This is a genomic window from Acinetobacter sp. WU_MDCI_Abxd143, assembly GCF_025514195.1.
GTDB lineage: Bacteria > Pseudomonadota > Gammaproteobacteria > Pseudomonadales > Moraxellaceae > Acinetobacter > Acinetobacter pittii_H.
The window spans coordinates 124,767-146,535 of record NZ_JAHPTH010000005.1 but is presented as its reverse complement, the minus strand read 5'-3'; the positions used below and the strand labels follow the sequence as shown (position 1 = coordinate 146,535).

Sequence of the window (21,769 nt, the reverse complement as noted above, 5' to 3'; positions counted from 1 at the left end):
CTCATACCATTTCTTTGTTGTTTAATACCAGGCAAATTGCCTATTTTAAAGCCACGTATTATGGCTTTGCTTTTGTTCCACCTGCAATGCTTGTGTCATCACTCGTTACAACAAACTGACCATTCACAATTTTAGGTGGTGTTGCGTTCTTCCATTGAATAGATAATCCATTACGATATCGTAAATCAATGGCTGAGATTTTCGACCACACCGGTTTTAAGTCAGATTGTGCCAGATGACTTAAACGTTGCAACTTATTCATTGTTTGATCTTGGTCAACAATAATGCGTAAACCAGAATCAAATTGCATAAACCAAGTCATTCGCTCAGTCAGATATAACTCTTTTAAACGTAAATTAACAGGATGGAATAATTGATTAATTTCATTATAGCGTCGCATCATCATTTTTGACTGACTTACCGGCCCATGAAGCAACGGAAGTTCAGGATGATTCGTCGGCTCTGCCTCACTAAATACATCGCCACCATCGCTTAATAAGCGACCTGTTCCCCAACGAGCGATAGCATGGCGAGGCATGACACGGACACGAATACCATTGGGCCAAGCACGAGATACGACAACTCGGTCTACCCATGAAATTTCTAATGTTTTGTCACGAATCTGTTCTAAATCAGATGTGAAATAATTTGCTTTTATAATTGGAGCAACATGTTGCATCACTTGTTGCGTTTCAACCGAAGACGCCGAACCTACAACTTCTAGTTTTGCAACTGTTGCATCTGTAATAACTTTATATAGCCCATAAATTCCGACTGCCAGCACTACAAAAGCAATAACCAACAGCACCCATCCACCAGCATTCGCAAGCTTCTGCTTACGCGTAGGCGGTTTATCATGAATAGAGGTGATAGCCGCACGTTTACGGCGCATGGAAGCCGGAAGTTGTGCCATATTTAAGCCGTACCTTCCAATGTTTGCTCAAGAATTGCAACGCACAATTCATCAAAGCTATAACCAACAGCTTTAGCAGCTTTTGGAACTAAAGAGTGACTGGTCATACCTGGCACAGTATTTACCTCTAAAAGCCAGAAATTGCCTTGCTCATCCTGCATCGCATCAATACGACCCCAGCCTTCTGCACCAACGGCCTGAAAAGCACGTAAACACAATGCTTGTAGGTTTTTCTCTTCAGTCTCACTAAGACCACAAGGAATACCATACTCTACATCATTACGTTGATATTTCGCTTCATAGTCATAGAAAGCAACATCTGCTGGTGGTTGCAAACGAATGACAGGCAAAGGTTGTCCATTTAGGAATGAAATTGTGAACTCACGACCGGTGATCCATTTTTCTGCCATAACCACAGCATCGTGCTGAGTCGCCTTTTCAATTGCTGCAGCAAAGTCTTCTGCTTTCTCAACCTTACTCATGCCGACACTTGAGCCTTCATGTACAGGTTTGATAATGACAGGTAAGCCCAACTCAGCAATCACCGCATCTAAATCTGTTTCTTTAGTAATAATGCGATATGGCGCTGTAGGTAAATCGCTACCTTGCCAGATTTGCTTGGTTTTAACTTTGTCCATGCCAATAGCAGAACCTTGCACACCTGTTCCTGTATAAGGCAGATTTAACCATTCAAGTACACCTTGAATCTGGCCATCTTCACCCCCGCGACCATGCAATACAATAAATGCACGATCATAATTTACAAGTTCAGTCACACTGCGGTCTTGTGGATCAAATGCTTCAGCCTGAACACCTGAACGTAACAAAGCGTCCAAAACTGCCTGACCACTATCCAAAGACACAGCACGCTCAGCCGATTTCCCACCAAATAACACGGCAACTTTGCCGAATTTTGTAGCATTTGACACGTTTAAATCCTTAACCCGATAATTCAATACTTTTTGTTTATTTCACATACAAATGGTGTTGCGCAAGTTCTACTGAAATTGCTCCCACGTTACCCGCACCTTGCGTTAATAACAAGTCATTTGGTTGTAACACATTTTGCATGATGTTTTGCAAATTACCTTCCACCGGATCAACCAAAATTGGTTCTACTTGTCCGCGTAAACGAATACTACGAGCCAAAGTACGACTGTCTGCACCCACAATAGGCTTTTCACCAGCAGGATAAACTTCCAACAATAATAATTGATCGACTTGAGAGAGCACTTCAATGAAGTCATCAAAACAATCGCGGGTACGAGAATAACGATGTGGTTGGAACAACATAACCAAACGACGGTCTGGATGACTCTGGCGAGCAGCTTTAATTGTTGCTTCTACTTCTTTCGGATGATGTCCATAGTCATCAACCAACTTAACATTGCCATCAGCAAGTTCAAATTCACCCTGCACTTGGAAGCGGCGGCCAACACCACTAAATCCTTCTAATGCACGGCTAATTGCATCATCAGAAACACCTTCATCTGTGGCAACACCAATTGCTGCCAAGGCATTTAAAACATTATGTAAGCCTGGTTGATTAATTGTTAAACGCAATGGTTCACGACCTTTACGCAACACAGTGAAGTGCGATTGCATACCATCTTGTTCAATATCAACTGCTCGAATGTCATTATCTTCATTAAAACCATAAGTAATGACCGGACGGCCTACACGCGGCAGAATTTCACGAATGTTCGCATCATCACCACAAACTACAGCCAAACCATAAAATGGTAAGTTATGAAGGAACTGTACAAACGTATCTTTTAATTTATCAAAGCTACCTTCATAGGTATCCATATGGTCAGCATCGATATTGGTTACAATCGCGGCCATTGGTTGCAAATAAAGGAAAGATGCATCTGATTCATCAGCTTCAGCCACGATGAAACGGCTTTCACCTAACGCCGCATTTACGCCTGTACTGTTAAGTAAGCCGCCAATAACATAAGTTGGATCAAGGTTTTCTTCCGCCAACATCGTCGTCAAAAGACTTGTAGTTGTGGTTTTACCATGCGTACCAGCCACAGCAATACCGTGACGGTAACGCATAAGCTCACCTAGCATTTCTGCACGGCGTACAATTGGAATACGCTGTTCAATTGCAGCTTTAATTTCCGGATTTTCCGGATCAATTGCTGTAGAAACTACAAGCACATTGGCATTTTTAATATTTTCCGGTTGATGGCCAATATAAACTTTGATGCCATTTTTCTCTAATTGTTCTGTAGTTTTAGACGCTTTAATGTCTGAACCGGAAATTTTATAGCCTTGGTTACCCAAAACCTCTGCAATGCCACACATCCCAGCGCCACCGATCCCCACAAAATGAATGTGTTTAATACGGCGCATTTCAGGCACTTTAATCAGTTTTTTTGCTTGGTTCGCAGCTGTTGATGGAGACATAGTAAATCCGATTACATTTTTTGGATAAGATCAACCACATGCTGAGTCGCATTTGGTTGGGCATGTTGACGCGCTTTCACTGCCATTTCAGTAAGTAATTGGCGGTTCATCAGCGAAGTGAACAATTCATTTAAAACATCTGGCGTCATGGTCGATTGCTGGCAAATTTTCGCAGCACCGACATCCGCCAGAAATTTGGCATTTGCAGTTTGATGGTCATCAACTGCTATAGGGAGTGGTACAAAAACTGCGGCCACACCTGCTGTTGCAACTTCTGTTACGGTGAGTGCTCCAGCTCGGCAAATAATTAAATCCGCCTCACTATAAGCTTTTGCCATATCTTCAATAAACGGCAAAACGTGTACAGTTAAATTAGCTGGTGCATCTGCATAAAGTGCTTGAGTTGCCTCAACTTGTTGCTGACCACACTGGTGAAAAATATTGAGTGGAACTTGTAATTGTTTTAATGCTGGAGGTAAGCGTTCATTGAGTGCTTTGGCACCTAAAGAACCACCAACAATTAGAATATTTAGAGGCTGTCCTGCTTGCGCACGCTCATCATAACGCCACTTTGGGCTTAAAATATCTGTGATTTCATGACGTACAGGATTTCCTGTTGTAACGACTTTTCCACCAGCAGGAAAGGTATTTGGAAATGCTTCACATACGACTTTAGCAACACGAGATAACTGCGCATTGGTAAAACCTGCAACTGCATTTTGCTCGTGAATAAGTACAGGAATACCTAACAAACGTGCGGCCAAACCACCCGGCCCCGCAACATAACCACCAAAGCCTGCAACTGCATCAACTTTAAGCTGTTTCATATAACGCATTGCGCTTAAAGTGGCTTTTAAAATTTTAAAAGGTGCAGCAATTTTACGGACTAATCCGTTGCCACGAACACCTTGAATATCAATTTGATATATTGGAATATTTTGATCTTTTAATAATCGGTTTTCCATACCTGTTGGCGTGGCTAACCATGAAACCTGACAACCTTGTTGTTGAAGTTTTTTGGCTACGGCGAGGGCTGGAAAAACATGTCCACCTGTACCGGCAGCCATCATCATGACATGTTTAGGTTTGCTTTGCTGTGAATCGGTCACGGTCTAATTCTTCAACTCAAAAAACAATGGAAATTGTCATCTATTTTTGTAGCCGTTTATTTTAATCCTAAAGCTTCATTAACGAAAAGCTAATTTCACTCGTTTATAACAGAAAGATGTGCTTTTTTGAAAATATGCTTACAAAGCTGTGGTGTATTTAGTATTGTTATTTTATTAATTCATATATTTTCAGGTGATTTCCAATAAATACCGCTGAAAATCACCTGAAATAAATAATTAAGCTGTGCGACCAGCTTCTAATACATCAAATAAATCATCGGCAATTGATGTACCAAATTGAGCATCAATTTCACGAATACAGGTTGGGCTAGTGACATTAATTTCAGTGACATAATTACCAATCACATCTAAGCCTACAAAAATCAAACCTTTTTCGCGTAGGAAAGGGCCAATTTTAGCAGCAATCAGCTTATCGTTTTCAGTAAGCGGACGCGCTTGGCCTAAACCGCCTGCCGCCAAGTTACCGCGTACTTCACCATTTTGTGGAATACGAGCTAGACAGTAAGGAACAGGTTCACCATTCACCATTAAAATACGCTTATCCCCTTCTACAATTTCAGGAATATAACGCTGAGCCATAATGGGACGAGTACCTAGCTCTGTAAGCATTTCTAGGGTAGAACCAATATTTACACCGTCTTGGTACAAACGGAAAATGCCCATCCCCCCCATACCATCAAGTGGCTTAACGATTACATCGCCATGTTCTTTAATAAATTCACGAATTAAACTTTGCTGTGATGTTACAAGTGTAGGCACTTGCAGTTCTGGAAACTGCGTTGCAAAGAGTTTTTCATTGCAATCACGCAGTGATTGAGGCTTGTTAATAATCCATGAACCTTCGCGCTCAGCTTGCTCAAGCACGTAAGTCGTGTAGACAAAGTTCATGTCAAACGGCGGATCTTTACGCATGAGTACTACATCGTAAGCCCCGATAGATTCTTTTTTCTTTTCGCCCAGCTCATAGTAATGGTTGTAATCTTCGAAAACCTTTAGCGGTGAAATGAGGCCGTAAGCTTTACCTTGATCGATATATAAATCTTGTTGTAATGCATAACCTAATTCATGTCCACGACGGCTCGCCGCCCACAACATTGCCATGGTTGAATCCTTTTTAAGGTTTACGGTTTCAATCGGATCCATGACGACAAGTACACGCATGCTCAAGCTCTTCTTAAAATTTAAATTAGCATGAGTATAACTGAGATTTTTCACTGGTTTTTCTTAATTTCAGTAAAACCTTATCGGTTATTTCTTTATCTTGAATTAAGGTAAATTCAGTTAAACTAAGGTTATAAAATACTATTTTTAAAGGCTAAAGATGAAACTTTATCGCTATTTAACTGGTCCTGATGACTCTGCTTTTTGTGCACGAGTGACTAAAGCTCTGAATCATGGTTGGGAGTTATATGAAGCACCCACTATGACCTTTAACGGCACGCATGTCATTGTGGGACAAGCAATTTGCAAAACAATTGATGAAAATTATGATCCAGAAATGGATATTTTAGATGTTCTCAAAAATAACGCGTAATTCCAGAAGGGTGCTTTTAATCAACGAAAAGTCCCCTTTAAAGCCCAATTAACAAGAAAAACTAATGAGTCAACTCATCCAATTCGTTTAATTTGCTAATTAACTTACTAAAAATCAGTTATTAAAAAATAAATATGTCATTTTTTAAGGTAATAGTTCTTTTATTCTAAACAATTAAATGATTATAATTATCATTTGTACTTTTATTTTGTTAATTGATTTTATTTTTATGTTAAGAATTTCTATACCATCTCCCCAAATGAAGCGTCTTTTCCCGCTGAGCTTACTCAGTTTAATGATCTTGAATATTCAAGGTGCCTATGCAGAAGATGTGACTGACTCATCAAAAGTGGCAGCTACCATGCCCACCATAAAAATTGAGGCAATGAGTGAGCTCGACCCAATTAAAAGTTATATCGACTACGACAAAGCCAATGTCACACGTAATGGTTTAGACAAAAAAGATATTCCTCAAACCATTGATACAATTGATGTTCAGAAATATAAAATTTATGGATCAAATGATTTAAGCGTTATGCTGCAAGGCACCCCTGGCGTATCAACCAGTTATGATATGCGCGGTGATGGGATCACGATACGTGGTTTTGGTGCTGATACAGGTGATATTTATCGTGATGGCATACGTGAAAGCGGACAAGTACGTCGTAGTACAGCAAATATCGAACGTATTGAAATTTTAAAAGGCCCCGCCTCTGTTTTATATGGCCGTAGTGCTGGCGGTGGAGTTGTGAATATGGTGAGTAAATTCGCCAATTTTGACTCCAAAAGTTCAGTTGGTGCGTACGCAGGTTCTTACGACAACTACGGAACAACCGCTGACATCAACCAAGTACTTAATGACAATTTAGCAGTACGTTTAACTGGAGAATATGGTGAATCAGGGAGCTTCCGCTCCGGTATTGAAAATAAAATTGAAATGTTTTCACCAAGTTTTACTTATAAAAATGATGATGGAACTCTCACTTGGACCACACAATATACCTATGACAAATTAGGTCGTGTACCTGATCGCGGACCATCACGTGACATTCTGCCTGCAGAAACTTCAATTAAAATGGGATTTGCCCAAGACGGCGATTATGTTGATGATATTTTGCAAGTGGTCCGCACCGATGTGAATTATCAATATGCGCCTGATTGGAACTTTCACTGGGCAGCAAGTTACCGACAAGCAGAACAGAACTTTGACCACTTTTATTTTGGAACTTATTGTGGTTTAGATGGTAAAAACTCAAAGAATGAGTCTTGTACTAAAAAAGGTTACGTCGACCAAATTTACTACTGGCAACAAACCAGCAATAAGACCACCACCAATACCTTTGATATTAAGGGTAAGTTCAAAACTGGTCAGCTTGAACATCAAATCATGATGGGTACAGACTGGACTTATGAACAACGAGAGCCACGTCTAGCCAATAAAACTCAAAATGGGTCAGCCATTTATGGTTACGTTAATCCAATCACTGGCGAACGTGAGTACAGTCGTGGGAATGGCCCATTAAAGATTAATCAGCATAACTATAATGAAGGCACAACTTACGGCGTATTTATTCAAGATTTAATTGGTCTAAATGACCAACTTAAACTCATGCTGGGTGTGCGCTACGATTACTTTGACTTTTCAACCACCAACAAGCTGACTAAAGAACACCGTAATGTAAAAGATGGCAGCTTTAGCCCAAATGTTGGTTTGGTATGGCAACCGCTTCCTGAACATAGCTTTTATACCTCTTACTCTAAGAGCTTTGCACCATTTGGTGGACAAATGGGTGTTAACCAAGTTACTGGAAGCACCGATGTCACAAAAATGGATAAAGAGCCTCAATATAACGAACAATATGAAGTTGGGGTAAAAAGCGAATGGTTAGATAATCGTTTAAATACTCAATTTTCGGTCTTTGATATTCGTAAAAATAATATCCGCTATAAACCAAATCCTAATGAGCAGCCAGATGTATGGGCAACTGCGGGTCAGCATCAATCACGTGGTCTGGAATTTAGTTTTATTGGTCGTGTACTTGATAATGTCTTTGTCCGTGGTGGTTATGGTTACACAGATGCAAAAGTGAAAGAAGATAAACAAAAACCTGAACAAGAAGGCAACTATTTAGCCAACACATCTAAGAACACAGGTAATTTATTTGTTCGTTATTTACCAACTGAACAGTGGTATACCGAAGTGGGCGTGACCTATGTCGGGTCTTATTATCCAAATATTAATAATCAAGTAAAAATGGAAGGCTTTAACCGTGTCGATGCAGCGATTGGCTATAGTGCAGCCCCATGGAATGTCACACTTGCAGTGAACAATTTAACTAATAAAGAATACTGGCGCTCAGACAGCATGCCAGGCACACCACGTAATGTGTTATTGCGTTTAAATTATCAGTTCTAAGTAAAATATTAAAAAGGCATACCCTCTTTAGAAGTATGCCTTTTTCTTTTTAGATACCATATTTCTCGCGATACGCTTGCATATTTGCTAGGGCTTCTGTTTCACCTTTCGCTTCTAAATAATCCATTAAATCTTTCATGGTAATCAGTGCATGTACAGGAATTTCTAATTCTTTTTGAACTTCTTGAATTGCAGAAAGTTCACCTTGACCACGTTCTTGACGATCTAATGCCACCAAAACACCCGCAATAGTTGCACCAGCATTTTTCAAAATCGTTACCACTTCACGAATTGCTGTACCTGCGGTAATTACGTCATCAATAATCCAGACTTTTTTACCTTCAACCGCAGCACCAACTAAAACACCACCCTCACCATGATCTTTCGCTTCTTTACGGTTAAAGCCCCATGGCACACTTTTATTATGGACTTGCGATAAAGCCACAGCAGTCGCTGCTACAAATGGAATACCTTTGTAAGCTGGTCCAAAAATCACATCAACATTTTCACATTGTGTTAATTTATCAGCATAGCCTTGTGCTAAAAGAGATAAAGCTTCACCATCGTTGAGTAGGCCTGCATTAAAAAAATAAGGACTCACGCGTCCAGATTTTAAAGTAAACTCACCAAATTTAAGCACACCGCGTGATAATGCGAGTTCGATAAATGCTTGCGGGTGAAATGACACAGGCGTTGTCATGAGGTGCTCCAAATTCACAATTGAGGTTAAATTTTCGCATGATACCAAAGGATCAGTATCCAAGTGATGTAAAAATTCTTCGAGTCGTTTCCATTAACGTAAATGGCTTACGTTCTTCGGTGACGAAAGGCTTACTTGAATGGTTAGAACAATCAGATGCCGATGTCGTATGCATGCAGGAAAGCCGCATTACCCATGAACAATGGACTGAAAAATTCAGACCCGAAGGATGGCATACCCATCTCTTTCCAGCAGAGCGTGCAGGTTACGCGGGGACTGCGATATATAGCCGCCTACCCTTCGTCTCTGTTAAAGATGGATTAGGGTTTGAGCTAGCTGACAGTCAAGGCCGCTTTATTTCTGCGGAATTCGATTTGGGTTTGTCACATCCGGTACATATTGCGTCATTATACTTACCTTCGGGCTCAAGTGGTGAAGAAGCGCAAGCACGTAAAGATTTATTTTTAGGTGAATACGCAAAAATCTTGAAACAATGGCGTGATGAAAACAAGTCAGTGATCATTTGTGGTGACTACAACATTGTTCATAAACGAATTGATATCAAAAACTGGTCAGGTAACCAAAAATCATCTGGTTGTTTACCACATGAACGTGCGTGGCTTGACCATATCTATGATGAACTTGGTTATGTCGATACCTTCCGTGTAGTTCGTACAGAAGCGGAACTTTATTCATGGTGGTCAAATCGCGGTCAAGCGCGTGCAAAAAATGTAGGATGGCGTATTGATTACCATGCATGCTCGCCAGACTGGAAAGCACGTACAATTAATGCTTGGGTTTATAAAGATCAATGGTTTAGCGACCATGCACCCGTTATTATCGACTATAAAATTCAAGAATAAGTGAACACTCGTTCACTTACATTGTCGTTTTCGCTTACAGCATATGTCGTTTTTGAGTATTTTTCTTACACAGCTTTAACGGCATTATAGCCCCACGGCACAGGGAAGCAGTCAGGATGACGCAAAAGGATAGGACGCCGTAGGAAGATAAAATAAACTTATGATAAGTTTATTTGCAAGGATGTGACATTGGACGTTGAAATGAGACCCGCATGATCAGGATGATTAAATGCGGGTTTTCTCTTTTCTGTCTCTTATTTTGCGCTAAGTTCTTTTAGTTTTAACTTCTTCTTATTAAGCTCATTATTACCTTGTCTTATGACAATAACATGACATTTCTCTTTCGATTAATCATTAATTTTCATTTGTTTTAAAAGTATCGGTATAAAGTAGTGCTTAAAAGCATTTTGGGTTAGGCTGTGTGCTCTCTCTTTTTGACATGGTCCGATAAAATGTTAAAAATTTATGGAATTAAAAACTGTAACTCAATGAAAAAAGCATTTGATGCCTTGCAGGCTAAAGGGCTTAACTATGATTTTCATGATTATAAAAAACAAGGCATTGATGCAGATACTCTAAAAATCTGGTTAAAAGAAATTGGACAAGATACCGTTCTCAACAAAAAAGGAACGACATGGCGCAAGCTTTCAGAAGAAGAACAAAATCGTGCTCTAAGCAGTGAAGAAAACCTCATTGAAGCACTCATTGCTCAACCAAGTTTGATTAAAAGACCTGTTTTAAAAACTCCACAAGGCTTTATTGTAGGTTTCGATGAAACCGCCTATCAAAATATTCAAGCATAAAAAAACGAGCCAAATGGCTCGTTTTTTTTATTAAAACTTTTAGTTCGCGCGAATCCATGTTTGGTTACGACCAAGTGCAGAAACGCCAATATAACCACGTAATTTAAGCTTTTTGCCGCCATCGGTTAACTCACCTTTCAGTTTGTAAGTTTTACCTGATTTTGGGTCTAAAATCGTACCGTTTTCATAACTGTTACCACCTACATTTTTTAAATTATGTACAATGGTGACACCTTTAAGCGGTTTGTTTTTGTACGGACCTTCACATTTTGTACAAGCGTTTTCTTCACCTGGTGTCAAAATGCTCTGAATGGTTGCAGTTAAGGTTCCGTCCTTCTGTTCCGTAAATTTCACTACGGCTTTTGGCTTGTTGGTCTGATCATCAATCGTTTTCCATACCGTTCCATTGAGTGAATCAGCCGCATTGGCAAATGCAGCCATACCAATGAGTCCTAAAGCTAAAGCAATCTTTTTCATTTTTGTAATATCCTTGGGTCTTTCAAGATTTTTAGTATTCAGAAGTCGCAAAGATATTGCAATTTTTGAATGTGACTGTTTCGTGTAACCTTGTAATCTTGCAAAATAAAATTTACAAGAAAACAAGAAACTAGCATAAAAATGGATGCTATATGAATATATCAAATGTTTGGAAATATTATTTTACAGAAACTTTTCTTAAAACAACAATTCGCAAGCCAAGCCAGCTAAATTTGCCGGCTACTGCCTTACGCCCTGTGCTGGATCAGATGTGTCGTGCTTTCCCACGACAAAAAAATGTATCCGTGCGCCCGATTCGACTAGCAGGTATTAAAGGTGAAGAAATCAAGCCGCAAGATTCTGCGACTCAACTAATTTTTCACATTCACGGCGGTGCTTTTTTCCTTGGTAGTGTCAAAACACATCATGCTTTTATGACGGATTTAGCTGCCCGTACTCAAATGCAGATTATCCATGTGGATTATCCTCTTGCACCAGAGCATCCATACCCTGAGGCAACCGAAGCTCTATACGACATCTATCAGTCTTTAGTGGTCCAAGGCATTCAACCGAAAGATATTATTTTATCGGGTGACTCATGCGGGGCAAATTTAGCGCTAGCACTTTGCTTGCGTTTAAAAGAACAACCCGAACTCATGCCGAGTGGCCTGATTTTATTGTCTCCATTTTTGGATTTAACACTCACGAGTGAGTCTCTTCGGTTTAACAAAAAACATGATGCTTTATTATCTATTGAAGCCCTACAAACAGGCACTCAATACTATATAGGCAATCATATTGCAGCTGATGACCCACGTGTTTCGCCTATTTTCGATGACTTGCATGGTCTACCGCCCACTTTGGTTCAAGTGGGGTCTAAAGAAATCTTATTAGACGATGCCAAGCGTTTTAGAGAAAAAGCTGAAGATGCTGGTGTTAACGTTCAATTCAAACTTTATACGGGCATGTGGCATAACTTCCAAATGTTTAATGCATGGTTTGATGAAGCTAAACAAGCATTGGCAGATATTGCTGAATTTGCCCATCAGCTTGATAAAACTTAATTTACTGATGAATGATGTGAATAGTCCCAAAACTTTTCACATCATTTTCTTTATAAAAGACATCATGTATAAATTGAAAATCATGTTATGTTTAAAATATAAATTATTTAAACAATCCAATTTTAGGATGGTCCAATAAAGAGGCATCTATATTTAGGAGCCCTTACTTACTATGAAAAATCGTTTAATCACTCATCCAATACATAGAACAAAACAGGTGATAATCGATTTCATCCACAATAATCACATTATCAACTGGACTCCCTTACAAAAAAGTGCACTGATGCTCACACTTGCCTGTGCAATGAATTTCAGTTGGATTTTATGGAAAGGCTATATTTTAATTACGCCAAGCGTTTGGCAATGGGCAAATCTGCCTTTAGTCGAATCACAAATCTTGCTCAATTTATTTACTTTATTTTTATTAGGCGCTTTGATAATCCCCTGTTATCGCTACAAAAATGACGAATGGGCTCAAAAATTTATTCCTTTGATTAGTGTACAATTCTTTGCACTCATGCTATGCCACGATGGATATTTAATTGGCAGTATCAGTCCAGCCACTATGGTCGGTTATGTAGGTACCATCGGTGTGGGTTTGGTGTTATTCGAGCGGAAAATTGTTTATAGCGCCCTTATACCTGCGACGATTATTTTAACAATATGTACGTATCTAAGCATGAAAGGTGTTTTGCCTTATGCGCCATTATTTAATCTTATTGCTATGCAACGAGCCCAAACTAATCCGTTTTGGTTAGGAAGTATGGCTTTTTTTATTATGCCTATTTTATTGGCCTGTTTTATTTTATTTGAAATATTACTCACCCAATGGCGTCAGCGAGAAACTTATATTCAACGTCTAAGCCAAATCGACCCTTTAACCAATGTTTTAAATAGACGTAGTTTAAACACACATTTAGAGTCGCTACACCAACAACAATTTGATTATGCAGTGGTACTTCTTGATATCGATCATTTTAAAAAAATTAATGATATATACGGACATCACCAAGGTGATCAGGTCTTAATTGAAATTGCGCAGTGCCTTTCTGATAATTTGCGCAGTGAGGACATTATTGGTCGATTTGGTGGAGAAGAATTTATTTTATTACTCCCCCACACCGATATTATTCAAGCTGAAAAAATTGCTGAGCGTTGTCGCTGTGCTTTACAAGAATTACCTGTTTGTAGCGCCCAAAATAATCCTATTCATATTAGTGCAAGTTTTGGAATAAGCAGTTCAGCTTTTGCAGAGGACCCTTATCTTGTTATTCGACAGGCTGACCAAGCTCTCTATGCGGTAAAAGCTTCAGGCCGTAATCAGGTACGCACATTTCATCAGACCGAAACTATCAATACCTTATGATTCTTTGAGCTTTGCCAAACTCGCGAGTTGTTGCAAAAGTTCTTGCTGACTAAAAGCACCCGTTAATCGTAAAGCACGAATCTCTTTTTGCTCTGGGCTTAAGAATAAATAGGTCGGTGGTCCTAAAATATTCCATTGTTTGAGTAGTGCTTCATGCGACTGGTCATAATGGCTCAAATCAAGCTTAATTAAATAATATGGCGCAAGAGCAGATTGAACCTCGGGTGCTTTTAAAATACGGTGTTCAATCGGTTGGCAGGCAACACACCAGTCTGCATAGACATCAACCACAATAGCTCGATCAGCAGGTGCTGCCGCTAAAATTTTCTCAAAGTCTGCTGCACTAGTCGCAATATGCCACTCGGCCATATGATTAGAACTTTGCAAGGTTCGATTTTGAATATGTTGATATTGGTTATAGGCTACAAAAGGTGTAACGATTAATAATAAAATCGCGTAGAGCCATTGTAGTTGCCCTTTTTTCCAGAAAAACTGATAAACAGCATAGGCTATAAAAGCGAGGCCTAATACTAAACTAAGTACTTGCATGCCCCAATCTGGTAATAAAGGGCGAATAAAATAAAGACTTAAACCCAACATCAGAAAAGCAAAAATTACTTTAATCTGATGCATCCAGTCGCCCGCTTTAGGCAAGAATTTTGCCCCTAAAATACTTGCCAGTAACAATGGAATTCCCATTCCAAAACCTAGGCAGAATAAAAGCAAAGCACCTTGCCATTGATTTTGTGTTTGAGAAATAAATAACAAAGTTCCGGCGAGTGGTGCAGTCATACAAGGTCCCACCAAGAGCGCAGAAACGATACCCATAACCCCAGCACCGACCAAAGTGCCGCCTTGTTGCATTGACTGAATACGGTCAAGTCGATTTAACCATGTTTGCGGTAAACGAAGCTCAAACAAACCAAATAAATTCAGAGCAAAAACAATAAACAGCAAACTAAAAGCAATTAAAGTTGCTGGCTGTTGTAACCAGCGTTGGAAATTTAAGCCTGCCGAGGAAGCAATTAAACCCAAGCCTGCATAAACTAATGCCATGCTACACACAAAAGTAAGCGCAATGGTCCACGCTTTTAAACCTTTATGTTCTCGAATAATCAGCGAAGTTAAAATAGGCAGCATCGGTAAAGAGCATGGTGTAAAGGCGAGCAACATGCCTAAACCTAAAAATAATAAAACTCCATACCAAAGCGAGTGTTCAATTAACTTGGCTGACCAGATCTGATCTTGGGCAATTTGTGGTGTAGTTGTAGCAGCTGTTGTCTCTGTACTCTGCTCTTTTTCTAAAGATTCTGAACCCAAGGAAGTTTCGGATTGTGTATTCGCTAAATCTAGTAATCTTTTTGGCGCTGTTCCTGCTTGGTTTTGCACACCCACCAAGCCATCTGCGTCAGTTTGAAATTCAATGGTTTGTGGCGGATAACAAATACGGTCTTTGGCACAGCCCTGCCAAGTCACACTATAGTGCTCTGAAGGCTTAGTCTTAATTTGGAAATTAACTTGATGGTAGTAAACCTGACTTTGCCCATAATTTTCATCATATTGAGCAATCGCTTTAGGTAACTTTAAAGTTAAAGGTTGAGTACCTTGTTGTACGGAAAATTTATGCTGATAAAGATAGTAATTTGGCTGAATCTGCCAAGACAAACTCGCAGTATGCGGCTCAGAAGATTCAACCGAAAATGAAAAAGCTTGTTCGGGTGAGAGTAGCTTATCTTGCGCAGAAACCAACTGGCTAAACACACAAACAGCAACTGCTAGAAAATAAAAAATTCCCTGATGAATAAGCTTTTTCATTAACATAAATTTAAATTGCTTCGATTAGAACAAGAATGCCACGCCTAAGCCACCGTTGTAGCTCTTATCTTGACCCTCTAAATCAACCCCAATACTTGCATCGAGCTGAGTACGATCATTTACAGCGTAGACTAAACCTGTCCCTAAACCATATTCGTAGTCTTGGCTTTCAGCTTTACGGTAAATGAACTCAGAATAACCTGACAACTTACCTGCGATTTTATAATCAATCGTCGGGATTGCAGTTACTGCCCAGTTACTATTTTGTACTTCGTAGCGCATGGTAATTGATGTGCCGACTAAGTCATTATATTTATAAGCGACTGCTGAACTTAGGCTATAAATATCGTCATGTGCAGTAAATTCATCATTTCCAGTGGCAATGATCGCTTCAGCTAACACAGCCATTGATAAGTTTTCATCTTTTAGATCAATTGCTTTTTTCAAACCAATGCTGACATCACCAAAGCCTGAAGTGTCATGTTTTTTACCAGCCCGTTTGGTTTGAGTCCATGCTGGACCTTGCCAACCTAATTGTAATTCCAAGCCCTCGGCTAAACCGGTACGGAATAACATATCCTCATTTACAGTTACGGTCTTTTCTTTAACACCATCAACCGTTGACTCTGTATAAGTTGCACTTGGTAAGCCTTGTTCCCAAGCCAATTTACCAACTGGAGTAATCCCTGTTCCAAAGCCTGCACCTGGGCGGTCAAAAGAAAACTCCGCAGCGAAAGTACTTCCAGCAGCAACAGTGGTCAGAGCAAAAGTTAAAATTTGAAATGTTCTCATTCTATTATCCAATCAAGTAGTTAGTTCTTTTGACATTTTTGCCCCATGTTGGCGCAATAACTCTAATGTTTCACGCTCTTCTTGAAGCGCTTCTGACCAATCTATTTCATCAAAGTCACAATCAAAGAACAACTGACTGATTGAAGATAAAATAGTGAGTCCTTCTTCATCACGTGTATTTGGATCAACTTTTTCATTTAATAAACGTTGAACGGCTGGCGCACATGCCGAGCTTGCTGCATCCCATAAAGGACCATAAAACTCTTCTGCATCCCAAAGGTGTACATTCGCTTTGGCTTGAATCAACGCTTCGAGTATATCGAGGTAAACCTGTAATGATTGTTGTTTTTCTTCTTTTGATAGTGGTGTACCAGCTTCATAAGCTTCTGATACATCTTCCCACCATTTAAAAATTCCATCACAAATGATTGATACAGGTGGTCCTTGTTCCGGATCAATAAAGTTCGGATCAAGTCCTTCAGCAAGTAATTTTTGCACTTGCGCGAGTTCTAATTCTTCTATGGCTTTAATTAAAGCTTGCTGCTGGGTGGTTAACATGACCATCTCTCAAAAATATATTAGGGCTATTATGCCTAATCTCTTCTGAAGATTTTAGAGGTTGATTGCATCGCATTGCAAACCTAATGTTGTGAATAGTTTTATTTTCATTAAATATAAAAAAAGCCCCGAAGGGCTTTTTAGGATTTTAAATTAAACTTCATCATCAATGAATTCTGGTTGACCACCTCTCGGGTGTTCCTTTTTCTCAAAAGTATGTTCAAGGCTACGTTTTAATTTTTCAATCGCTCCATGAATTGAAGCATCAATATTTCCTGCTTTATGGTGTACTGCAACTGGTTTCAAACCTGAAGGACGTGCTTCAATCATACAGTGGATATCTTTGTCACCACCTTTGTCCCCATTTTCATCACTAAAATGAACCGAGAAATGCGTAATACGTTCGCTATGACGTTGGAATTCTTGAGTAAGTTCTGCACGTACATAAGTAATTAAACGTTCACTGTTATGGATGTTTTTATCTGTGCGGATTTCAATATTCATAAATACCATCCTCTCTTTCTTACTGTGGATCTTTTCTATGCAAAACTTTTTTATGTTGGCATGTTTTAAGCATGCATGAACTGACTTCAATTGTACATTTTGATGGTGTAATGGTTTGTTATCTCCTGACTTAAACGTACTGCTTTTAATTTATTTTGAAGATCTCCATATCTTCAATATCAGTCCATCTATAAAAATATGCAAGCTGATTTTTTAAATTTTTATGAAAAATTGAACAAAAGGAGAGCAATTGTGTCCGAATCTTATCTATCTGGAGCAGAACTTATTGAGCAGATTCAAAAGTCTCCTTATTCACGTGATTTAATCGGTTATCACGGGCAACCGCCACAGGTTAAATGGCCTAACAATGCCAAGGTTGCTGTGCAATTTGTGCTTAATTATGAAGAAGGTGGCGAAAAACATATTGAGCACGGCGATGAGGGCTCAGAACAGTTTTTATCAGAGATTATTGGTGCCGCAAGTTACCCAGCTAAACATATGTCGATGGACTCTATGTACGAATATGGTTCACGTGCTGGATTTTGGCGCATTCATAATGAATTCCAAAAGCGCAAACTTCCAATGACCATTTTCGGAGTTGCAATGGCGCTTGCCCGCAATCCTTATATTGTAGAAGCAATTAAGCAAGCTGACTATGATGTTGTTTCACATGGCTACCGCTGGCTTCACTATCAAGATACTGATATTGAAGTCGAAAAGAAGCATATGGAACAAGCTTTAACTGTTTTAGAAAACTTGTTTGAAAATAAAACTATAGGTTGGTACACCGGACGTGACAGCCCTAATACACGTCAGTTACTCGCAGAGTTTCCACAAATACAATATGACTCTGATTATTATGGCGATGACCTACCTTTTTGGACAACGCTTACCGATACTACAGGTGCATCACGCTCTCATCTGATTATTCCTTATACTTTGGAATGTAACGACATGAAGTTCTGCTCACCAGGCGGATTTAATAGTTCAGAACAGTTTTTTCAATATTTGAAAGATAGTTTCGATGTGCTATATGCAGAGGGAGAAACTGCACCAAAAATGATGTCGATTGGAATGCATTGCCGCATTTTGGGGCGTCCGGGCCGTTTTAAAGCATTACAAAAATTTCTCGACTATATTCAAATGCATGATCGAGTATGGGTATGTCGTCGACAGGAGATTGCCGAACATTGGTATAAAAATCACATAACTAAATAATTGATTTTTAATTTTCAAAATTCATAAGTGAATTAAAACTCGCTATTGGCACTGTTATTGCTAAAACTCCATATCAAGACAACGAGTTTAGGAATAACAGTGTTTTTAGCCGAGTTTAATCAAGCCCCACCAGAACAACTCAAGACTTTGTTAAAAAACTGTGTCCACATTCAAGCATGGGCCGAAAAAATCATCTCAAAACGCCCCTATTCAACAAAAGCATCTCTTTTGGAATATGCAGAACAATTAAGTCAAATGTGGTCATGGCAAGAGATTCAAGCAGCTTTAGCAACTCATCCAAAAATTGGTGAACGCGAAGCTAAAAAACAACTCAATGCAAAAGAGCAAGATTTTTCATCTAAAGAACAAGCTGGCATTTCTTTAGATGAACAAACACAACAAGCTCTGCTGCAAGGTAATCTTGATTATGAGCAAAAGTTTGGCTTTATTTTTTTAATTAAAGCGGCAGGCCTCAGTAGTGATGAAATTTTAAAAAAGCTACATGAAAGACTAAAAAACGACTTAGCTATCGAAAAAACAATTGTACATGAGCAACTCGCAGCGATTGCTCTATTACGTCTATCTCAGGAAATACAAGCATGATCAGCACTCATATTTTAGATACGAATTTAGGTAAACCAGCTGCAGACGTAGAAGTAAAGTTGTTTCATGCAGCAACCCATGAACTGATAGCGACCGCAACCACCAACCAAGATGGTCGAGTGAGTGATTTTGGCATAACAGACTTTGCAGAAGGTGCTTATCAACTTGAATTTGAAATTGCACCTTATTTTTCATCGCAGCAAGTCAAAACTTTTTTCCCGCGTGTTTGTATCCAATTTTTCATAGAAGACATCAATCAGCATTATCACATTCCTTTATTGATCAGCCCATTTGCTTACTCCACTTATCGCGGTAGCTAACTCAGATATAAATAGGAGAAAAATATGAATCATCAGCAAAAAAATGTGATTTCTCCAGAGCATGAATATTTAGGAATTTCCAAAAGTTTTGCTTACGGCTTACAGCATGTGCTGACCATGTATGGTGGCATTGTAGCCCCGCCCTTGATTATTGGAACGGCAGCTGACTTAAGCTCAGCACAAATCGGAATGTTAATTGCGGCTGCGCTATTTGTAGGTGGATTGGCAACACTGATTCAAACAATCGGTACCAAATATCTAGGCGCAAAATTACCTCTGGTACAGGGTGTATCTTTCGCGGGTGTTGCAACGATGGTCGCCATTATCACTACAGGCGGTGGTTTACCTGCTGTCTACGGCGCGGTCATTGCTGCATCTCTAATTGGACTGTGTCTTGCACCTTATTTTTCTAAAATTATTCGTTTTTTCCCACCTGTTGTGACAGGATGCGTCATCACGATTATTGGTCTATCTTTGTTACCCGTTGCGATTCGCTGGATGATGGGTGGGAACAATAAAGCGCCTGACTGGGGTAGCGTAGAAAATATCTCTTTGGCACTGCTGACCTTAGGCATTGTGATTGTTCTAAATATGCTGCCGCAAGCAGGCATCCGTCGCATATCAATTTTGTTGGCTATTGTTACCGGTACTATCCTCGCCTACTTTATGGGTTTTGGTGATTTTAGTCAGGTGAGCTCAGGCGCATGGCTCCAATTTCCACACTTATTTGCTTTTGGTTTACCGACTTTCGAGCTCAGCGCTATCTTGTCGATGTTGATCGTCACTTTGGTGATTATGACTGAAACCACAGCCGATATTATTGCTGTTGGAGACATTGTAGGAACTGAGGTAGATGCTAAACGTATCGCCAATGGAGTTCGTGCGGATATGTTTTCCAGTGCTTTTGCCCCTCTCTTTGGTTCATTCATGCAAAGCGCTTTTGCCCAAAATGTTGGACTGGTTGCGATCACAGGCATCAAGAGTCGATTTGTAGTCGCAGCAGGCGGTGTCATTCTGATTATTTTGGGTCTACTACCTATTATGGGTCGTTTAATTGCAGCGATTCCAATGCCCGTACTTGGTGGTGCAGGTTTGGTCTTGTTTGGGTCGGTTGCAGCGAGTGGAATTCGTACTTTGGCAAAGATAGATTATAACGATCAGAAAAATTTGATTATTGTGGCAACTGCTTTATCAGCAGGGATGATCCCAATTATTAACCATGAGTTTTACGCTCATTTCCCGGTTTGGGTACAGACTTTGTTCCATTCAGGCATTAGTTCAACTTGTATCTTTGCTATCTTATTGAATTTATTATTTAATCATTTACCTTCATTTCGCAGCTCACGTACTGCGCATTTAAGCCAAACAATAAACACAAGAAATATTCATTAAAGATTTAGTTTTTAGCGCCCCACTTCGGTGGGCTTTTTTTTAACCGTTGATCAAATTTGGCTTCATTTTTGCTTAAGACCCTGTATCCTTAGCGTGCTTTATTTGGGGGGAGATCATTTAAATGCAATTAAAGCAACTTGCGGCGACTTGTGCCTTGTTATCTGTAACTGCCATGGTTCAGGCGAAACCAATCTGGCAAGATTTTAGTGTGACTGGACTTTATGGCGAAAACTATGAAGTTGTAGATGACAAAGAAACCACCATTACTTTGGAATATGCAGCAAAAGTTAAATACGCTGATGTGTTTTTCTTTATGGACCGCATGCGTGGTGAAAATGACCACAAGAGTACTTACTTCGAGTTATCACCACGCCTAAGTTTAGGCGAAGTATCTGGTAAGAAACTGTCGTATGGCCCAATCAAAGATGTACTTATTAGTACTACTTGGGAAGGTAACAGTGAAGACGGCAATAACTTCGATAACTTCCTTTATGGTTTTGCAGTTGATTTAGATATCCCATATTTCCAATATGCAAATTTAAACTTCTACCGTGCAAATAATGAGAACATTGACGACGATTATCAAATGACATTCGTTTATGGTATTCCATTAAAATTAGGATCTGAAGATTTCTTGGTAGATGGTTTCCTTGACTGGTCAACTGCTGAAGGCGACCATGCGAGCGAGTTAAACTGGACAACTCAGTGGAAATGGAATGTGGGTAAACACATTTCTCCCGATACACGCCTATACCTAGGTATCGAGCACTCAGTGTGGAATAACAAATTTGGTATTAAAGGTGCCGACGAAAATAACGTGAGTGCCTTGGTTAAATACCACTTCTAAAATCCAAATTTAGAAGATAAAACAGCAAGGAAAGTTCCT

22 protein-coding genes are annotated in these 21,769 nt (G+C 39.5%); 11 read left to right on the top strand and 11 right to left on the bottom strand.

What is annotated here, in order from left to right:
• Positions 1-58: 58 nt before the first annotated feature.
• The 5 genes from KTI79_RS11880 to gshB form a co-directional block, all read right to left on the bottom strand.
• Positions 59-913 carry a cell division protein FtsQ/DivIB gene (locus tag KTI79_RS11880; RefSeq protein WP_002122049.1) on the bottom strand — a complete coding sequence of 285 codons (855 nt, stop codon included), beginning with the start codon at positions 911-913 and terminating at the stop codon, positions 59-61.
• Between the two features lie 2 nt (positions 914-915).
• Positions 916-1,842: a D-alanine--D-alanine ligase gene (locus tag KTI79_RS11875; protein WP_002121862.1), complete on the bottom strand. Its 927-nt coding sequence runs from the start codon at positions 1,840-1,842 to the stop codon at positions 916-918.
• A gap of 37 nt (positions 1,843-1,879) precedes the next feature.
• Positions 1,880-3,328: a UDP-N-acetylmuramate--L-alanine ligase gene (gene murC, locus KTI79_RS11870; protein ID WP_057075488.1), complete on the bottom strand. Its 1,449-nt coding sequence runs from the start codon at positions 3,326-3,328 to the stop codon at positions 1,880-1,882.
• Between the two features lie 11 nt (positions 3,329-3,339).
• Positions 3,340-4,437 carry an undecaprenyldiphospho-muramoylpentapeptide beta-N-acetylglucosaminyltransferase gene (murG, locus tag KTI79_RS11865; RefSeq protein WP_032036138.1) on the bottom strand — a complete coding sequence of 366 codons (1,098 nt, stop codon included), beginning with the start codon at positions 4,435-4,437 and terminating at the stop codon, positions 3,340-3,342.
• A gap of 237 nt (positions 4,438-4,674) precedes the next feature.
• Entirely contained in the window at positions 4,675-5,619 is a 945-nt protein-coding gene (gshB, locus tag KTI79_RS11860) for a glutathione synthase (RefSeq protein WP_086266273.1), read from the bottom strand.
• 160 nt (positions 5,620-5,779) lie between these two features.
• Here gshB and KTI79_RS11855 point away from each other — a divergent pair, with 160 nt between their 5' ends.
• Together KTI79_RS11855 and KTI79_RS11850 are read left to right on the top strand one after the other, a co-directional pair.
• Complete coding sequence (locus KTI79_RS11855; protein ID WP_002122004.1) at positions 5,780-5,992, top strand: DUF1737 domain-containing protein; 213 nt, start codon at positions 5,780-5,782, stop codon at positions 5,990-5,992.
• A gap of 229 nt (positions 5,993-6,221) precedes the next feature.
• Positions 6,222-8,408, top strand: a complete 2,187-nt coding sequence (locus KTI79_RS11850; RefSeq protein WP_199964053.1) for a TonB-dependent receptor — start codon at positions 6,222-6,224, stop codon at positions 8,406-8,408.
• A gap of 49 nt (positions 8,409-8,457) precedes the next feature.
• Here the strand turns inward: KTI79_RS11850 and pyrE are convergent, their stop codons facing one another.
• Complete coding sequence (gene pyrE / locus KTI79_RS11845; protein ID WP_002121863.1) at positions 8,458-9,108, bottom strand: orotate phosphoribosyltransferase; 651 nt, start codon at positions 9,106-9,108, stop codon at positions 8,458-8,460.
• Between the two features lie 38 nt (positions 9,109-9,146).
• On the opposite strand from pyrE, the gene KTI79_RS11840 reads away from it, so the two are divergent.
• Positions 9,147-9,971 carry an exodeoxyribonuclease III gene (locus tag KTI79_RS11840; protein WP_002122009.1) on the top strand — a complete coding sequence of 275 codons (825 nt, stop codon included), beginning with the start codon at positions 9,147-9,149 and terminating at the stop codon, positions 9,969-9,971.
• Between the two features lie 452 nt (positions 9,972-10,423).
• Positions 10,424-10,774: an arsenate reductase gene (locus tag KTI79_RS11835; RefSeq protein WP_068564562.1), complete on the top strand. Its 351-nt coding sequence runs from the start codon at positions 10,424-10,426 to the stop codon at positions 10,772-10,774.
• Between the two features lie 39 nt (positions 10,775-10,813).
• On the opposite strand, the gene KTI79_RS11830 is transcribed toward KTI79_RS11835, so the two are convergent.
• Positions 10,814-11,251: a DUF2147 domain-containing protein gene (locus KTI79_RS11830; protein ID WP_005066784.1), complete on the bottom strand. Its 438-nt coding sequence runs from the start codon at positions 11,249-11,251 to the stop codon at positions 10,814-10,816.
• A 152-nt stretch (positions 11,252-11,403) separates the two neighbouring features.
• Here KTI79_RS11830 and KTI79_RS11825 point away from each other — a divergent pair, with 152 nt between their 5' ends.
• Positions 11,404-12,315 (top strand): alpha/beta hydrolase, encoded by a 912-nt coding sequence (locus KTI79_RS11825; RefSeq protein ID WP_086266274.1) that lies wholly within the window; start codon positions 11,404-11,406, stop codon positions 12,313-12,315.
• Between the two features lie 172 nt (positions 12,316-12,487).
• Positions 12,488-13,681: a GGDEF domain-containing protein gene (locus KTI79_RS11820; RefSeq protein ID WP_199964052.1), complete on the top strand. Its 1,194-nt coding sequence runs from the start codon at positions 12,488-12,490 to the stop codon at positions 13,679-13,681.
• Here the strand turns inward: KTI79_RS11820 and dsbD are convergent.
• The 4 genes from dsbD to KTI79_RS11800 form a co-directional block, all read right to left on the bottom strand.
• Complete coding sequence (gene dsbD / locus KTI79_RS11815) at positions 13,676-15,502, bottom strand: protein-disulfide reductase DsbD (protein ID WP_086266275.1); 1,827 nt, start codon at positions 15,500-15,502, stop codon at positions 13,676-13,678. The genes KTI79_RS11820 and dsbD overlap by 6 nt on opposite strands.
• Before the next feature lie 18 nt (positions 15,503-15,520).
• Positions 15,521-16,288, bottom strand: coding sequence for a transporter (locus KTI79_RS11810; RefSeq protein WP_086266276.1), 768 nt, complete (start codon positions 16,286-16,288; stop codon positions 15,521-15,523).
• A 12-nt stretch (positions 16,289-16,300) separates the two neighbouring features.
• Positions 16,301-16,846 (bottom strand): ankyrin repeat domain-containing protein, encoded by a 546-nt coding sequence (locus KTI79_RS11805; RefSeq protein WP_005066773.1) that lies wholly within the window; start codon positions 16,844-16,846, stop codon positions 16,301-16,303.
• Between the two features lie 153 nt (positions 16,847-16,999).
• Positions 17,000-17,350, bottom strand: a complete 351-nt coding sequence (locus KTI79_RS11800; RefSeq protein ID WP_001019316.1) for an HPF/RaiA family ribosome-associated protein — start codon at positions 17,348-17,350, stop codon at positions 17,000-17,002.
• 252 nt (positions 17,351-17,602) lie between these two features.
• Between KTI79_RS11800 and puuE the strand changes: the two genes are divergently transcribed.
• The 5 genes from puuE to KTI79_RS11775 all read left to right on the top strand — a co-directional run bounded on the left by puuE (position 17,603) and on the right by KTI79_RS11775 (position 21,730).
• Complete coding sequence (gene puuE / locus KTI79_RS11795; RefSeq protein ID WP_199964051.1) at positions 17,603-18,568, top strand: allantoinase PuuE; 966 nt, start codon at positions 17,603-17,605, stop codon at positions 18,566-18,568.
• A gap of 99 nt (positions 18,569-18,667) precedes the next feature.
• Positions 18,668-19,171, top strand: coding sequence for a 2-oxo-4-hydroxy-4-carboxy-5-ureidoimidazoline decarboxylase (gene uraD / locus KTI79_RS11790; RefSeq protein ID WP_002121920.1), 504 nt, complete (start codon positions 18,668-18,670; stop codon positions 19,169-19,171).
• Entirely contained in the window at positions 19,168-19,491 is a 324-nt protein-coding gene (uraH, locus tag KTI79_RS11785; RefSeq protein WP_005066767.1) for a hydroxyisourate hydrolase, read from the top strand. Before uraD ends, uraH begins: the two co-directional genes overlap by 4 nt.
• A 24-nt stretch (positions 19,492-19,515) precedes the next feature.
• On the top strand, positions 19,516-20,883 hold the full coding sequence (locus KTI79_RS11780) for a nucleobase:cation symporter-2 family protein (RefSeq protein ID WP_086266278.1): 1,368 nt from the start codon (positions 19,516-19,518) through the stop codon (positions 20,881-20,883).
• Positions 20,884-21,004: 121 nt separating this feature from the next.
• Positions 21,005-21,730 carry an outer membrane protein OmpK gene (locus KTI79_RS11775; RefSeq protein WP_086266279.1) on the top strand — a complete coding sequence of 242 codons (726 nt, stop codon included), beginning with the start codon at positions 21,005-21,007 and terminating at the stop codon, positions 21,728-21,730.
• The last annotated feature ends 39 nt before the right edge of the window (positions 21,731-21,769 follow it).